General features: G+C 64.1%; 13 protein-coding genes. 4 read left to right on the top strand and 9 right to left on the bottom strand.

The genetic code is table 11. From position 1 onward, the window contains the following. Window positions 1–112 precede the first annotated feature (112 nt). From ACYVKM_RS14075 to ACYVKM_RS14060, 4 genes are all read left to right on the top strand, one after another. On the top strand, window positions 113–1,846 hold the full coding sequence (locus ACYVKM_RS14075; protein ID WP_460878244.1) for a hypothetical protein: 1,734 nt from the start codon (window positions 113–115) through the stop codon (window positions 1,844–1,846). 88 nt (window positions 1,847–1,934) lie between these two features. Continuing rightward, entirely contained in the window at window positions 1,935–3,482 is a 1,548-nt protein-coding gene (locus tag ACYVKM_RS14070) for an oligosaccharide flippase family protein (RefSeq protein ID WP_460878243.1), read from the top strand. Continuing rightward, a complete protein-coding gene (locus tag ACYVKM_RS14065; protein ID WP_460878242.1) occupies window positions 3,479–4,648 on the top strand; it encodes a GNAT family N-acetyltransferase in 1,170 nt (389 codons plus the stop codon). The genes ACYVKM_RS14070 and ACYVKM_RS14065 overlap by 4 nt, the downstream gene beginning before the upstream one ends. Before the next feature lie 113 nt (window positions 4,649–4,761). Continuing rightward, window positions 4,762–5,589, top strand: coding sequence for a methyltransferase domain-containing protein (locus tag ACYVKM_RS14060; protein WP_460878241.1), 828 nt, complete (start codon window positions 4,762–4,764; stop codon window positions 5,587–5,589). A 27-nt stretch (window positions 5,590–5,616) separates the two neighbouring features. Here the strand turns inward: ACYVKM_RS14060 and ACYVKM_RS14055 are convergent, their stop codons facing one another. From ACYVKM_RS14055 to ACYVKM_RS14015, 9 genes are all read right to left on the bottom strand, one after another. Beyond that, the gene (locus ACYVKM_RS14055; RefSeq protein WP_460878240.1) at window positions 5,617–6,387 is read right to left on the bottom strand and encodes a glycosyltransferase family 2 protein; all 771 of its coding nucleotides are present in this window, start codon (window positions 6,385–6,387) and stop codon (window positions 5,617–5,619) included. After that, window positions 6,384–7,574 (bottom strand): hypothetical protein, encoded by a 1,191-nt coding sequence (locus ACYVKM_RS14050; protein ID WP_460878239.1) that lies wholly within the window; start codon window positions 7,572–7,574, stop codon window positions 6,384–6,386. Before ACYVKM_RS14050 ends, ACYVKM_RS14055 begins: the two co-directional genes overlap by 4 nt. Next, window positions 7,574–8,740, bottom strand: coding sequence for a glycosyltransferase family 4 protein (locus ACYVKM_RS14045; RefSeq protein ID WP_460878238.1), 1,167 nt, complete (start codon window positions 8,738–8,740; stop codon window positions 7,574–7,576). The genes ACYVKM_RS14050 and ACYVKM_RS14045 overlap by 1 nt, the downstream gene beginning before the upstream one ends. Next, window positions 8,737–9,378: a polysaccharide deacetylase family protein gene (locus tag ACYVKM_RS14040; RefSeq protein WP_460878237.1), complete on the bottom strand. Its 642-nt coding sequence runs from the start codon at window positions 9,376–9,378 to the stop codon at window positions 8,737–8,739. The genes ACYVKM_RS14045 and ACYVKM_RS14040 overlap by 4 nt, the downstream gene beginning before the upstream one ends. Continuing rightward, the gene (locus tag ACYVKM_RS14035; protein ID WP_460878236.1) at window positions 9,375–10,550 is read right to left on the bottom strand and encodes a glycosyltransferase; all 1,176 of its coding nucleotides are present in this window, start codon (window positions 10,548–10,550) and stop codon (window positions 9,375–9,377) included. The genes ACYVKM_RS14040 and ACYVKM_RS14035 overlap by 4 nt, the downstream gene beginning before the upstream one ends. A 3-nt stretch (window positions 10,551–10,553) precedes the next feature. Then, entirely contained in the window at window positions 10,554–11,663 is a 1,110-nt protein-coding gene (locus ACYVKM_RS14030; RefSeq protein WP_460878235.1) for a glycosyltransferase, read from the bottom strand. Then, complete coding sequence (locus tag ACYVKM_RS14025; protein WP_460878234.1) at window positions 11,660–13,021, bottom strand: phenylacetate--CoA ligase family protein; 1,362 nt, start codon at window positions 13,019–13,021, stop codon at window positions 11,660–11,662. Before ACYVKM_RS14025 ends, ACYVKM_RS14030 begins: the two co-directional genes overlap by 4 nt. A 112-nt stretch (window positions 13,022–13,133) precedes the next feature. Further along, entirely contained in the window at window positions 13,134–14,396 is a 1,263-nt protein-coding gene (locus ACYVKM_RS14020) for an O-antigen ligase family protein (RefSeq protein ID WP_460878233.1), read from the bottom strand. Further along, complete coding sequence (locus ACYVKM_RS14015; RefSeq protein WP_460878232.1) at window positions 14,384–15,493, bottom strand: polysaccharide deacetylase family protein; 1,110 nt, start codon at window positions 15,491–15,493, stop codon at window positions 14,384–14,386. Before ACYVKM_RS14015 ends, ACYVKM_RS14020 begins: the two co-directional genes overlap by 13 nt. Window positions 15,494–15,561: the final 68 nt, after the last annotated feature.

Genomic DNA, 15,561 nt, shown 5'->3' with positions numbered 1-15,561 from the left:
ACACTATCCTCGTCATCGGCAGCCATGTCCGGCACAGGAGTCGGCATGGCGAGCGCAGCGGCGCGCCTGGCATCCAGGCCCGTGCGCTCCGCAATAGTGGTTTCGCGGAGAAGTGACCGTGCGCATGCTGCGATCAGCGATGCTGGCCCTGAGTGCGATGGCGCTGTACATCGCCCTGCCGGCGAATTCCAGCGCATGGGCCCGACACCACCCAGCCGTTGCGGCCGGCACTCCTGCAGGCAGTCACACTGATGCCGCCCGTGGTCCAACGCCGCCCGATGCGCAGCGGAATCAGCGCATCGTCCTGCACCGGAACGCCGGCGCCGACAAGGCGGTCCTGGTGTCCGTCGGCATCCCGTTCGCACCCGGCGTTCTCAGTGACCCCCGCATGCTGCGGATACTCGACGCCCGTGGCACGGAAGTGCCCGCTGCCGTCCAGACAACCCTGAAGTGGCACTTCAAGGACGGCAGCGTACGTGCCGTGCGCGTGCAATTCCACGCCGACCTGGGGACGGACGAGTCCACGTTCTATTTCGCGCTCGGCAAGCCCCGCATGCTCGATCTTGCGGGCTGGCCGTATGCCAAGGGCCTCGTCGCCGGCGATCAGAACCTGTTGGTGCCCACGGTCGTGGCCACCCTGACGCCCCAATGGCTATGCCAGTCGCTGATCGCCGGCCCCCAGCAGCCGGCCGCCTCGAATGAGCCCTACGCCAATTATGTTTCCACGCAATTCGAGTGGGCCCGCGAATTGCCCGTCAAGGACTCGACGGCGTGGTTGTTCGATCGCCCCACCACCTTGTACAAGGCCTATATTCGAACGGGTCGATTCGACTATCTGCAAGCCGCCATCCTCAGCTATCACTTCTACATGAAATACATTCGCCGCGATGGATTGCCGATGAGCCCGTCCTGCGCCGGCGGATGGTCGTACGGAGGCAAACCCTGCGACGTGAAATATGTCTATGTGGAACCGATCCTGCTTTCGCTCGCCCTGACCGGGGACGACAGCGCACACGATGCCCACACGGTCGACGACATGGCAACGCTGTGGGCGAACGGCGGCTGGAGCGGCGAACCCGGGCCTTACACCAATGCCGGGCAGTACTTCACGGAACGTCTGGTGGGCCTCGGCCTGCTGGAGACCGTGAGCGCCTACGAGCTCACCGGCGAAGCACGCGATCTCGCCCGCATCAACGAACGCCTCGATTGGCTTTACGCGCACCAGCAGAACAATCCGGATGGCCTCGGCAACGACGGCTCATGGCGCAACAGCTGGAACCTGCATGAAAACGACTCGTGGAACCCCGAAACCGACGTGCGCGGAGCATCGCCGTGGATGACGGAAAACATCATCGACGGCCTGTGGCACGCGTGGCTGGTCACCGGTGACAAGCGCATACCGAAGATGATCACCGGATTCGGCCGCTACCTGGAGCATTACGGATGGATCAGCCCGGACCTCCTCGTGACGCCGCACGACTGGCGCGACCCCTGCTCAGGGCCCAACGGGCTGATCGCCTGGTACTGGTCATCGGCGCACGCAACGACCAAGGCGCTGGAAGCCATCCAGGACTCCGAAGGCTGGTACAGCGATACGCACAACGTGGAACTCGCGCTGCCCATCGCTGCGGCCTACTACTTCGAACGCGACCCGAAGCAAAGCGCGGCGCTGAAGCGGCGGTTCGACGAACTCGCCCCTTCCTACAACATCGCCTGTGCAGCCAGCAGCAAAACGCTGCGGCGATTCAACTGGAACAATCGCGGCAGCGGTGTGGCCCAGTGGCTGATCCGTCAACCCGCGGGCAGTGGCGAGCCGCAGCCCACACCGGAACATGCAACGCCATGAAGCAATCCGGGATACGGCTGCACACGCATTTTCGCGATCCCTGTCGCAGGTCGGCCGGAGCACTGCCCTGTTGCGTGGTGTCACCGGCATGAACCAGCGCCTCGCCGTACTTCGCAGCGTCACCATCGTCTCGGTCTCGACCTATATCGAGTACGCGCTCGGTCTCGTCGTCAGCATCTGGATCGCGCGCGCGCTGGGGCCGGCCGACTTCGGCCGTTACGCCTTCACGGTGTGGCTGTGCGGCTGGCTGATCACCTGCAGCAACAATGCCTTGACGACGTCGTCGACCAAGTTCATCGCCGAGGCCGACGGTGCCGGTGAACCGGGCATCGCCTCGCACATCTCGCACCGCCTCGGCCAGCTCCAGCATGCCAGCTCGTTCATCGTGCTGGCGCTGTTCGTGCTGGCGACAATCATCGTCAGGCCTACCGAATGGAACCAGTTCCTGCTTCCGGTAACGGTGCTGGTGGTCGTGGCGGTGGCGGCCAAGGCCAACTACGCCATGCTGGTCGCGATCGAAAAGGGGCAGGAGCATTTCGAACCGGAGGCCATCGCCACCGTGATTGGCGGTGCGATTGGCGTGGCACTGGTGATCGGTGCCGCCACCATGCATGCAGGGCTGCTCGCCTTCATCGCCATCTTCGCGATCGCCTGCCTGATCCTCAATCTGCTCAACCGTCTGGCCTATCGGAAATATTGCCGGCCCTACGCGAGCGGCCCCATTCCGAAGGACACCGGCACGCGTCTCTACCGCCATCTGCGCCTGACCGCCGTGCTGGTCCTGTTTGGCTCGTTCAAGGGCAGCACGATCGAGGTGTTCCTGCTCAATACGTTCGCCACCACGACAGCGGTCGGTTTTTTTGCGATCGCCCTCACCCTGACCCGTGGCGCGGTACAGCTTTTCTCGGTGGGGCTCACCTCCACGCTGCTGCCATACATGGCCAAGTCGTTCGGACAGCATGGACAGGAACATGCCGCGCACTTCCTCGCCGAGGCCACCCGCTTCTACTGGGCCGTCGGCATTGCAATCGCCGGTCTCGGCCTGGTGACGACACCCGAGATCGTCACCCTGATGTACGGCAACCGCTACGTCCACGCGATACCGGCGATCGAGGCCATCCTGGTCCTGGGCGGCTTGCTGCTTATCGTCAACAGCATCTCGGCATTCCAGACGGTGGTCGATCGCCAGGACGACCGCATCCGCATCACGATCATCGCCCTGGTGGCCAATGCCGTGTTGGGTATCAGCCTGATCCCGCACTTCGGGCTGGTGGGCGCCGTGCTGACCTACGCCGGTACACGCATCACGGAACTCGGACTCGCCATCTTCTATCTGCGACGCGCCACTACCGGCGGCATCCCGGTGGTCCCGATGGCACGGCTGTTCTGCGTCGGCATTGTCGCGACCGCAGCGGCATGGCTGGTCACGGCACTGCTGCCCAGCCATTACGGCTTCATCGCAGGCGCCGGCGCCTTTGTCGCCGTGTATGTCCCGGCAAGCATCCTGGTGCACTACTGGACCGATGATGACTATCGGCTGATGACGACGATCACCAGCCGTCTTGGCCTGCCCGGCAGGATGCTGATGCGCCTGTTGAATGGCCTGCACCGACCATGGAGCAAGACACTGCCATGACGGCTCTGGGGAACGATCAGCTGCCGTGGGCAACCATTGACAGCGTGACAGCACTACGCGGCCTGCGCGACGAACTTGCATGCCTGGCGGAAATGCCGGGCGCTGCGTCCAGCATCGTGCAGCATCCGGACTGGCTGCTGTTCGAACTGGAGAGCCGTGGCAGCACGGCCTCGCTTCATCTCGTGCTGGCCCGGGACGACCATGGCCGGATCATCGGCTATGCACCATTTGTCGTCAGGCAAGGCATCACCCGGGTTGCATTCGGCGCACACCAGCTTCCGATCTACCGGGGCCGCCTGCTGCGCCTGCTCGGAGCCGGCGTCGTCGCGGTATCGCGTGACCGCGCGAGCGCCGAGAGCACGATCGCTGCCGAACTCCAGCGCGATCCAACCGTTCGCGTCATTCATATCCAGGAGACCGCGCTGCCGAATAGCCTGGCAACCGCGTTGTCGCAAGGCCGGCAACGCTTCGCCAGCATCCGCTCGAACCTGCTCGATCAACTGAACTGGACGATCCAGCCCCAAGAGTCGCTCGCCGCGTACCTCACCAAGCTTGGATCCAAGCGCCGCAATGACCTGACACGCCGGCTGCGCAATGTGTACAAGAAGCTCGGCACGGAGGCGCAGCTGCGCATCTTCGATGCACCGGAACAGATTGACGACTACTGCCGGCTGATGAACCAGGTATACGCGCGCAGCTGGCACGCGGCTGCACTGGCCATCGACTGGGAGCTGCCCGCGCGCCGTGCACTGTTTCAGCAACTGGCGCGCCATCGGCACATGATCGGGCATGTGTTGATGCTCGGCACGCGCCCGATTGCATATGTGCATGGTTATCGCCTTGGCGGCCGCTACCTGCTCGATGACACGGGTTACGATGAGGAATTCGCCCAGCTTGGCGTGGGCTCGGCCCTGGTCTTCCAGGCGATCCAGGATCTCCTTGAGCGTTATCCTGGCGAGTCGATCGACTTCGGCTACGGCGACAACCAGTACAAGCGCGTGCTCGCCGATCAGAACAACCCGTGTGGCTCCCTGCATGTCATCCGCGGCATCGGTCCGCGCATATGCTTCCAGATGATCACGCCGCTGCGCTGGGCCTATCGTTGCCTGCGCTGGCTGCAACGTAAATCGCGCGCCACCGCGGCGAAGAAGTTTTCAGGGGACTGATGATGCACTGGAAACTGAAAGCCCGTATCCAAAACGCAGTCTCGCTGCTCCCGTCCCAATCCTCGTATGCCGCCTATTTCTGGATCCAGCGGCACTTCGGCGGGTTGCGCAGGATGAATCCGGTTTCCCGCCTGACTGCCGGCATCGAGACCTGGCAGCAGATCAGGAAACTGGGCCACGACTCGACCGGAAAAACCTTCTTCGAAGTCGGCACGGGGCGCGCACCCATCACCCCCCTCGCGTATTGGCTGATGGGTGCGAAGGGCACGATAACCATCGACCTGAATCCGTACGTGAGGCCCGAGCTGGTCATGGAAGGCCTGCAGTACATGGCGGACAACCGTGCGGACATGCAGCGCCTGTTCGGCCCCTTGCTCGATCAGAAACGGCTGGATGAGCTGCTGAAGCTGCACCGGCAGGCCGGCTTCGACATCGATGCCATGCTTGAATTGTGCAACATCCGGTACATCGCCCCGGGCGATGCCGCGCAAACTGGACTACCCCCCGGCAGCATCGACTTCCATACCTCGTTCAACGTCTTCGAGCATATCCCGCCGGCGATCCTGGAAAAGATCCTCGCGGAAGGAAGCCGGATCATCCGCGATGGCGGCCTGTTTGTTCACCGCATCGATTATTCCGATCACTTCTCGCACTCGGACGGCAGCATCTCCCCGGTCAATTTCCTGCAGTATTCCGACGCCGAATGGGACAGGTACGCCGGCAACCGCTACATGTACATGAACCGGCTGCGCCACGATGACTTCGTAAACCTGTTCGAGTCGGCGGGGCAGCAGATCCTGGCCACCGAACCCACGACGCACCTGCCATCACGCGAGCTGCTTGGCAGCCACAGTCTGAAGATCGACGAGCGCTTCCGGATGAAATCGCCAGAGGTGCTGGCCACCACGGATGCGTGGATCGTGTCGAAGAAAGACGACTGACAGGACAGCCCCCACTCACGCTGGCGGTTACGTGCCCCTGCGCTTGGCCAGGGCATGCCATGCATAGCGGAACATGCACACCACCGAGCGCGTCATGCCGAGTTTCTCCACCTGGCGATAGATCGCCCATTGCCATGCGGCGGCTCGCAGCTTGTTGGCCGACAGCGAATGTTCGCGCACCAGGTACCAGGCCAGCGGCTCGACAGACTCGACACGCACCGCCACCCCGGCGCGACGCACCTGCTCCAGCCAGAACACATAGTCCTCGTGACCGATGCGTCGGAACGGCACGTCGCCCAGGCTGCGTGCGTACATGCCGGTCAGGTTGCCGATGAAGTTGCTGGCCAGCATGTCGCGCCAATCGACCCGTGCCGGCGGCGTCACCTGCCCCAGCACCCGGCCATCCTCGGCGACCCGCCAGTACGCCGCATAGCTGATCAGAGCACCGCTTTCGTGCATGCCGGCCAGCTGCCGCTCCAGCTTGGCCGGATGCCACCAGTCGTCCGCATCCAGGAAGGCGATGAAGTCACCACGCGCCGCAGCAATGCCAGCGTTGCGGGCTGATGCCACGCCACTGTTGGTCGGTTGCCGTTGTATGCGCACACGTGCATCTGCGCGCGCATAGGTCTCGAGGATCGCCAGCGATTCGTCCCGTGAGTCATCGTCGACTGCAACCAGCTCCACGTTGGCATGACTCTGCGCCAGCACCGAGTCGACTGCCCGGCGCAGCCACGCGGCAGCGTTGTAAACCGGCATGATCACGCTGACCAGGTCACCGCTCACTGTCTGTCCCCTCATGCGCTCCGCATGGCGCGTGCGGCGGCTATGCCCGGCGGTGGCGGCAACTCGTAGTCGCGATAGTCATCGGGATTGCCTGCATGACCCGCTTCCGCCGCCTTGATGATGTTGTACACCTCGCGCGCGGTGACGTAGTGCAGCACATGGTTCGTGCCGTCGTTATAGGCCTGCTCGAGATGGTTGTGCATGCGATGCGCCGCGTCGCCCAGCAGCGTATCCATGTCGCGCTCCTGGGTTCCATGGGTATGCACCTTGACGAAGACCCATTCGGGGCGTCCCTCGACATGCACGCCGGTGCGCACCCAGGCGTCCACCCGCGCCGGGGTCGGCGGACAGGCACGGCGCACATCGGCATTCTCGATGCGCGGAATGATCCCGTAGCGGCGCTCGCGCCAGTTCAGCCCAAGCGGCCCCTGCACGATCATCAGGTCGCCGCTGGCCTTGCCGCCCACCCGCACCGGCTCACCGGTGTTGTGCGACTTCGGCCGCAGCGGATCATCGGTGGCGTAGTAGATCGCATTGACCATGCGCGTCTGCGTATCGCTCGGGGCCGACGGCAAGGTGAAGTCGGCATAGCAGCCCAGCTCGCGCAGCAGGATCAGCTCGTTGTTGAGACCGCACCAGCGCCCGTCCGCGCGCGAGTTGTCCAGGCTCCAGTTGCCGTGGATGAAACCGAAGCGCAGCTGGCCGCTGCGCGGATCGCGCGGCAATGCGCCGTGGCGCTCGTGCAACAGCTCGTTGAAACGGCTGATCGTCGCGTTGAAGTTTTCCGCGGTATCGTCATCGTGATGCAGGTGGATCTCGATCTCGCCGTAACCTTCCGCACACAGCGCAGCGATTTTCTGCAGGTGCTCCTCGAGGTACTCCTCTTCGGGATAGAAGAAGCTGTGCTGTGGCGGCCGACCGTCTGCATCGCGATGGGCGGCGGCGAGCAGCCGGTAGTCGCGGCACCAGCGATCGACCCGTTCGCGCTGGGTGGCCAGATCGACCCGCCCCCAGGCCGGCTCGAAGTGGTCGACGAAGCAGAACATCACGTGCACCGGGCCGCTGGCAGGCGGCGACGGCGGCCGGCGGCGCAGATAGCTGGCGAGCCAGATCTGCATATTGCGTGCGCGAATGGCCCACAGCAGCACCAGCGCAGCCAGCACGAAAAGCAGGACGAGAACCAGCAGGACGATGGCCATCATCAACTGGATGCTCCCGAGGGCAGCAAGGTCAGCAATTGCTCGGCGTTGTTGCGCCACTGGCGCTCGCGTGCGATGTAATCCCGCGCGGCGGCACCGACGCGATGCCGCTCGTCTTCCCGCGCGGCCAGATCCAGCACGCGCTGGACACACATGCCAGTCTCCCGGCGCGGAAACAGCCAGCCGGTCTGTCCATCGCGGATCACTTCCGCCACGGGCGCGTAATCGGGTGCCACCACCGCCACGCCCATGGCCATGAACTCGAACAGCTTCATCGGCGAGCCGTACTGGTTCGAATCCGGGAGCACCGCATAGTCCATGCAGGCAATCCAGGCGGCAATTTCATCGTGCGCCACCCGGCCCGGCAGCAGCACACGGTCGGCAAGCCCGCGCTCGGCCACGAGCGCACGCACCACCGGCAAGGTGCGGCCGTCGCCGACGAGCACCAGAGACAGCTGCGGAGCCTCGGCCAGGCGTTTGGCAATCGCATCGACAAACGCATCGACACCATGCCAGTGCGCGAATACGCCGATGTGACCGCACACCACGCGATCAGCCAGGCCATGCTCGGCGCGCATGCGTACACGATCGAATCGGTCGGGATCGAAACGCGCAAGGTCGGCGGCGTTGGGAGAAATTACCGACGGCGCAATCGTTCCGTAAGCCGCCTCGGCCTGCGCACGGAAATAGGTGGAAATGAATACCAGGCCAGTGCAGTTGCACAGACACCAGCCTTCGATGCGTCGCGCCAACCCCCGCAGGCGCAACGGCCGCACACGTTCGACCAGGGCCGAGTCGTTGATCTCGAGGACCAGCGGAATTCCCCGACGCCGCGCCAGCCAGACACTGGCAAACAGGAACAGCGAGTAACGCTCGTAGATCAGTTGTGGCCGCAACCGGCGAATCGCTGCGCTCATGCGCAACAAGGTCACCAGGTTGTAGCCGAGCTCGAGCATCTCGAACAGCACGCCGGGCAACCGGGCAATTGCGCCGGCCAATCGACCCCGGCCAGAGGCCGCCTGCGCAGCCGGCTCATGCTCGGGATCGGCGCCCGGGAACGACATCACCGTGACCTCGTGACCGAGTTCGCGCAAGGCATGGACGATGCCGCGAATGTGCACGCCTTCGACATGCCGTCCACGCGTACGGTGATGATAGAGAATCCTCATGCAGCATCCGGCGACAGCGCGCGGAATTCGTGTCCGCTGGCCCGCCATTGGGGCAACAACGTGCTCAATGCCTCACCCGCACAGTCACTGTCGTCGTGCATCAACACGATGTCGCCGGCAGCCGGTGGCTGGTTACGCATCCGCGCGGCCAGTTCTGCGCCTGACTGATGCTGATAGTCGAGGCTGTCGTAGGACCAGTAGGCAACGCTGCGGCGCCGGCGCGCCAGATGCAGCAGCAGGGGCAACGTCAGGCAACCTTGTGGCGGTCGTATGCGATGGCAGGCGCGCCGGTCGAACGCGGCAAGCACCTCATCCGTGCGGTCAAGCTCGACCACTTGCTCACGCAGCGACATCTGCGCGAACCGTTGGTGCCAGAACGAGTGATTGCCGAGCAGGTGCCCCTCGGCCACGATGCGCTCGACCACCGCCGGATAGAGCTCGGCCTTGCGTCCCACCACAAAAAAGCTGGCGTGAGCGCCGGATTCGCCCAGCAGATCCAGCAGCCGCGGCGTGTACTCCGGATGCGGGCCATCATCGAAACTGAGATAGCGGGCATTGCCATGGCGTGGCCCATGCGTCTGTACCAGCGCATCCGGCAACAGGCTCAGCAATTGCTGTTTTTTCGGCTTGAGGTTCATGCAGTCGAATCGAGGGTGATGGGAGATCCGGCGGCGCCCTGCAGAATACGGTCGAGCTCTTCCACATTATCTCCCCAACGAAAGCGGCTGGCGTGTGCCGCGATGCCGGCGTTGTCCCAGATTCGCCCGCAGGCATCGATCAGTGCCGTCGACAAGATTTTACGCTCGCGCACCGGCACCAGGATTCCGGCAAACTCGGGCACGACTTCCGGAATGCCGCCTACGCGGGTGGCCACCACCGGCGTGCCGCAGGCCATCGCCTCAAGCACCACGTTCGGCACACCCTCGTTGTGACTCGGCAGGCACAACAGGTCAGCGGCACGGAACCAGTCGCCTAGCGACGCATGCGCGACGGCGCCGACCAACGCCACCCGCCCGGCACAACCAAGCGCCGCGGCGCGCCCAAGCAATTCCGTGCGGCACGGTCCATTTCCTACATAAACCAAGCGTGCCTGTGGCCGTGCTGCCAATAGGGCAGGAAGCGCTTGCAGCAGATCGAGGCAGCCCTTGCTCGACTTGAGATTGCCGACGTACAGCAGCAATGGCGACTCGGCCGCGAGCTGCAACCGTGCGCGCGCATCGCTGCGCGAACCGGGCGAAAACAGCTCGCTGTCGACGCCGTTGTAGAGCACGTGCACCTTGGCCGCATCCGCGCCGATCGCCACCGCCTTGTCGGCGAGTGCACGGCTTACCGCAATCACCGCGGCGGCGCCGCGCAAGGCCGAGCGGATCTGGCGTCGACGCAACGCATGGTTGGCCTGCACGTTGAGATCGCTGCCATGCACCTTGACCACATAGGGAATGCCGAGGCGCCGCGCCAACCAGCCAGCGGCAGCAGCATCGGGATAGGCCCAGCTGACCAGCAGGCAATCGTAATGCGCGGCGCGCAGGCGGCTGCCGCGTTGCCACAGCAGCGAAAGCAGCCAGCACAGCGCATGCAGCGAGCGGCCGATGCGCGGCGGATACACGAATACAAAATGATCCGTGCGCAAGCCCGGCACCTTCACCTCGCCGCGCACACCGGCCAGGCGTTCGCGGAAATCCACCGCCGTGAGCACATCGACATCGTGGCGCTGCCCCAGGCGCTCGAACTGCTGGCGATTGAACGCGCCGCGCAGCGGATCCCAAGGAGTCGGAAACAGGTTGGTCAGCACCAGGATCTTCAATCGCATGATTCAGTCCGTTGGACCCTGATAAAGCTCGGCATAACGCTCCGCCATTGCCTCCAGCGAGCCATGCTGCTCGACCCACAGGCGCGCCGCATCGCCCAGTGCAGCCGCCTGCCCGGGCTCCTGCAGCAGCGTCAGCATGGCTGTTGCCAGCGCCGCAGGATCACTTGCCGGCACCAGCCGGCCGGTACTGCCATCGCGGATGATTTCCCCGTTGCCGCCGACGTCGGTGGCCACGATCGGCAGCCCCACTGCACAGGCTTCCAGCAAGGCCATCGAATAGCCTTCGCTCAGCGACGACAGCACGAACAGGTCAAGCCCCTGCAACAGTTCATGCACGTCGTTGCGATCACCGAGAAAGTGCACGCGACCCGCCACACCTTCGACGATGGCACGCCGCTGCAGCTCCGCACGCAGCTCGCCGTCACCGATCAGCACCAGCGCGGTATCGGGTTGCTGGTCGTGCAGTTGGTGAAATGCACGGATCAGACCGGCCTGGTCCTTGGCCCAGTTGAGCCGCCCCACCGAGCCGACCAGCTGCGTCTGCGCCGGCAGTCCCAGCGTCTGCCGCAAGCGTTGGCGCATGCCGTCGGAAGCCCGCCAGAACAATTCCACCCGGATACCGTTCGGCACCACCCTCGCCTTCTGTTGCGGCACGATGCCACGTGCGATGGCATCGCGACGCGCCGCCTCGCAAACGGTGACCACCGCATCCGTGCGCGCCAGCGCCTGGCGATAAAACCATTCGCGCCGCCCGGATCGCGGATTGCCACCCATGCCGTGCCGCGTATTGATCACGTGGCGCACGCCAAGGCCGCAACTGGCCAGCACCGCCTGGTAATGCGCCACCGCATTGTGCGTATGCAGTACCTCGGTAGCATGGGCACGCAGCAGGCGCCGTGCCCGTGCCAGTGCCCGCAGGTCCAGGCCCTGGCGCTTGTCGCACGCGTTGACCGGCACACCCGGTGCGTCCAGTTCATCTGCCTGCGCACCACGCTCGAACAGGCATACGACCTGGCAGCGATGCCCTTGCCGTTGCTGGGTCTTGACCAGCTCCAGCACCATGCGCTCCAGGCCGCCGCGATTCAGGTTTTCGACGAAGTGGGTGATGTTCACGGCGACAATTCGGAAACCGTGACGCGCAACTTGCCGCTGCGCGTCAATGGGATGTCGTCGACGAAATGGCAATGCAGCTCGACGCTGCCGCCCAGCACCTTGGCGACTTCGCGGCGGATATAGGCCAGCGAAGCATCGTCGAAGCCGGCACCGCGCACGATCGCAAGGTCGAGTCGATCGAGCCGGCGCTGCACCAGCTGGAAGCGCTCCAGCCCGTTCACGTCCTTCAGCATGTGCGGAAAGAATTCGCCGGGCAGCACATGGCCGGCCGGCGTGCGGATCGTGTCGAGCACGCGGCCATCGACCCGATCCAGCAACGGCAGGCCGCGACCACAAGAACAGCGGGCGGCCGATGCCGTCGCCATGTCGCCATTGGCGTAGCGCACGAACGGCATGCCGTAGTTGAACAGGTCGGTGATCACCACCTCGCCGGCCTGCGCATCCATCGGCGCGTTTTGTGGCTTGCGCAGTTCGACCACCAGGTGATCGGCATTCACATGCAGGCCATGGCGCTGCTCGCACTCCGACGCAATCAGCATGAATTCGCGGCATCCATAGGTGTTGTAGGCCGGGCAGCCGAACGCCTGCTCGATGGTCTGGCGCTGGAATTCGTGCAGCGCTTCCGCTGCGCCGATGATCGCCTGCGGCCGCCAGATCTTTCTCCCGCTGGCGACGAGCCACTGCGCAAGTCGCAGCAGCGGTCCGACATAGGCCACGATGATGTCGGGACGGTAGCTGTCGATGGCGTCGGCATACTCCGCCATGTTGGCCTCGGTCATGTGGAAGCTGTTGAGTACGCGCCGCGCGAACACAGCGTTGTACAGGCGATCCTTGAACTGATGGCTGCGGGTCGGCTCACCCACCGCCCCTCCCCACAGGAACAGGGTGCGCCGCCCCATGCGCGATCCGGCCCAATCGTAGCCGCGCCACATCACCGCCGTGCGGCGATCGTTGCTTTCGCGGGTATAGCCGAAGCGCATGGGCTCGCCGGTCGAGCCGCCGGTGGCCTTATACAGCAGGCGCTCGCGCCAGGAGTCTGCCTTGAGCTCGTCGAAGTGGTTGCGGATATCGGCCTTGGTCAGTAGCGGCAGGCGCGCGTAGTCGTCGAGATTGCGGATACCCGCCACCGTGATCCCAAGCTCGCGCCAGCGCTGGCGGTAGTAAGGCACCTCGCGCTGGCAGTGTTCGAGCAGAAGCTTGAGCCGCCTCCATTGCAGCGCGGCAATCTGTTCCGGAGCCAGCCACTGATTGCGCTGATATTCGTTGAGGTAGGCCAGCGTGCGACGGCGGCGCAATCCGGTCTCGTAGACCGGATAGAGCACCCGACGGAAAGCCGGCTCGTACCAACTGCTGATCATGAATGCCTCTCCACGCCTGCGTCGGGCATCCCGTTTCCCGACCAGCACCTCGCCATCACCTGCGTCACGAGGAGACCTGACGTTCCGATGATGACCGTCATGGCGGCCTCGGTCATACGCTGCGCAGCAACACGGCAACCACCACGAACATCACGGCGATGCTTCCCACAGCCGCCGGCACCCAACGCCACCAGCTCTCGGACAACCTGAAGGCCGGAAGCTCCGGAAAGCGCTGCCGAAGCCCCATGTAGTAACCGACCACTACGGCGGTCAGCAAATACATCACGACCGTATAACTGCGACTCAGGAAGAACGCCGAGGTGAACAAGCCGCATAGCGACAGCAGCAGAGTAAACGCGATCCCGCACTCGCCACGCCAATCGGCCGTCTGCTCCGGACCCGCGACCGTCCCCGGCTTGTAGCGCAGCACCGCAAGCATCATCAGGAAAGCATAGCTGACGAAGGCCAGCCACAGGATGTATCCGACGAAGCCGGTCTCGGCCAGCACCAGCACAAACGAGTTGTGCGCGGTTAGGTCGTTGTACTCGGTGAAATTTCCGGCGCCCACGCCAAACACCGGATGTGACATGAACATGTGCAGCCCGGAATACCAGGCATCCACGCGCCCATAGGCCGATTCGTCGTCGACATCGAGATCCTGCATGCGTGACGACAGCAACTGCATGCATGCCAGTCCGATGACGCCGAGCACCCCCGCCGTCACCATGCCGCGGCGACGCCAGATATAGATGCCGGCCACGACCAGCACCGAGAGCATGGCACCGCGTGAATTGGTGAGATAGGTGCCGTAGAGCAGCAGTACCGTCGCGGCAAGCCAGAAGATGCGCCCGAAAAAACCGCCGCGACGGCTGAGGAAAACCGCCATCGGCATGGTCGCCGCGAACAGCAAGCCGAGGTCGTTCGGATCATTGAAGATGCCCACGTACTGGATGCGCCCATCCTCGCCGATCGGTATGCCCGTCCAGCCGACGCCGGTATCGGCCTGCTCCACGCCATGCAGCGCGAGCACGACCGCGCACAGCACGAATACCGACATGGCGACCGTCACCCGATGCTGACTGGTGCAGCACGTGGCAAGCACGAAGAAGGCCACCACAGTCGGCCCGAACTTCGCCAGTTCGTCCAGCGCACCACCAGTCCAGCCATTGACGACCTGGGAAACCATCAGCACCAGCAGGAACACCGGCAGTATCAGGAACTGTGGCGCGGCGAAGGTCTTGCCAGCGGAGCCCAGCCAGACCAGGAATGCCAGCACCAGCACCACCGGCAGCACCGGCACGCCTGTCAGCCCAGGCAGGTAGTCCTGAGGCCGGATGATCGTGAGCACCAGATAGAGCAGACTCAACAGGAACATGCTTGCACCGGTCCAGCGATGCCCGCGCGACTTGCCGTGGGATACCCCATCAGCTCGGGCAAGGTCAGCATCGCGGCGAACCAGCCCATTCCCATCGTACGCTCGACCGGCAAACGGAACAGCGCATAGCGGTTCGTCGCCGAGTGCAGGTTGGTGCCGCAGATATAGCTGCAGGCGGCACGATAGCCGGCCGCCGCGGTCGCCTTGATTACCCCATCATCAAACGCCAGGTCGCCACCCACCGGGTACGAAAGCAGCATGGCCGACACGCCGATCTCGCGCTCCAGCGAGGCCTTCGACTCCATCAGCTCTTCTTCCATCTGATCCTGTGGCAGTTTCGCCAGCATCCGATGATGCACGCCGTGCGAACCGATCTCGAAACCCGCCGCATGCATTTCGCGCAGCTGGTCCCAGTTCATCGGCCGACACTCGGATGGCCGTGCCGCCTCGCGTGGCATCTGCCATTCGCATTCCATGCGCGCGATGGCCGCTTGCTGGGCAGCATCGTCGAACAGCTTCATGTGCCGCAGCACGCTGGCGCCAAGTTCGCGACGGGCCGTACGCTCGGCTGGTATCGGCACATCGAGCTCCAGTTCCGGCAGCACCAGTTGTTGTGCCGACGTGCGCAGCAGCATGTGCACCAGCCAGTCGTAGGCGAAGGGCTGGCCGCTGTCGATATGTCCGGTGGACACGAAAAAGGTGGCCGGTATGCCCAGCTCGCGCAGGATCGGATACGCCACGTGGTAGTTGTCGTCATAGCCATCGTCGAACGTCACCACCACGGCATTCGCAGGCAGGCGTGATCCCGAATCCAGCGCGGCGACCACATCGCTCAATCGCATCGGGCGGAAGCGCCGCTTCAGCAGCAGCATCTGTTCGCGGAAAAGTTCGACCGAGGCGCTGATCAGGGCCAGGTCGAAGTCGAACCCCCGCGAATCCGGCAAGGTCAGCACACGGTGATAGGCAAGAATGCGCAAATCCTGGCGCATGTATAAACGTGCATGCTGCAACGGCCGCAACAAGCCGCTGGCATAGCACAGCTCACCCAGGCGTCCACGGATACCCGCAGGCTGAACGTCATCTTCGTTGATCACCACGAGTGCAGTCTCCGATTGCGGGTGAGGGCAGCATGTGCCCGGGTAACGAACGGGTGAGTTGCATGCAT

The organism is Rhodanobacter koreensis (genome assembly GCF_054782855.1).
Note: the sequence above shows the minus strand (reverse complement) of the source record. Positions and strands in the feature narration are given on the sequence as shown.

Bases quoted from the DNA above. Each gene is read 5' to 3' on its own strand.
- ACYVKM_RS14070 (WP_460878243.1), top strand. From the start codon at position 1,935: ATGAACCAGCGCCTCGCCGTACTTCGCAGCGTCACCATCGTCTCGGTC.
- ACYVKM_RS14065 (WP_460878242.1), top strand. From the start codon at position 3,479: ATGACGGCTCTGGGGAACGATCAGCTGCCGTGGGCAACCATTGACAGC.
- ACYVKM_RS14060 (WP_460878241.1), top strand. From the start codon at position 4,762: ATGAATCCGGTTTCCCGCCTGACTGCCGGCATCGAGACCTGGCAGCAG.
- ACYVKM_RS14055 (WP_460878240.1), bottom strand. From the start codon at position 6,387: ATGAGGGGACAGACAGTGAGCGGTGACCTGGTCAGCGTGATCATGCCG.
- ACYVKM_RS14050 (WP_460878239.1), bottom strand. From the start codon at position 7,574: ATGATGGCCATCGTCCTGCTGGTTCTCGTCCTGCTTTTCGTGCTGGCT.
- ACYVKM_RS14045 (WP_460878238.1), bottom strand. From the start codon at position 8,740: ATGAGGATTCTCTATCATCACCGTACGCGTGGACGGCATGTCGAAGGC.
- ACYVKM_RS14040 (WP_460878237.1), bottom strand. From the start codon at position 9,378: ATGAACCTCAAGCCGAAAAAACAGCAATTGCTGAGCCTGTTGCCGGAT.
- ACYVKM_RS14035 (WP_460878236.1), bottom strand. From the start codon at position 10,550: ATGCGATTGAAGATCCTGGTGCTGACCAACCTGTTTCCGACTCCTTGG.
- ACYVKM_RS14025 (WP_460878234.1), bottom strand. From the start codon at position 13,021: ATGATCAGCAGTTGGTACGAGCCGGCTTTCCGTCGGGTGCTCTATCCG.
- ACYVKM_RS14020 (WP_460878233.1), bottom strand. From the start codon at position 14,396: ATGTTCCTGTTGAGTCTGCTCTATCTGGTGCTCACGATCATCCGGCCT.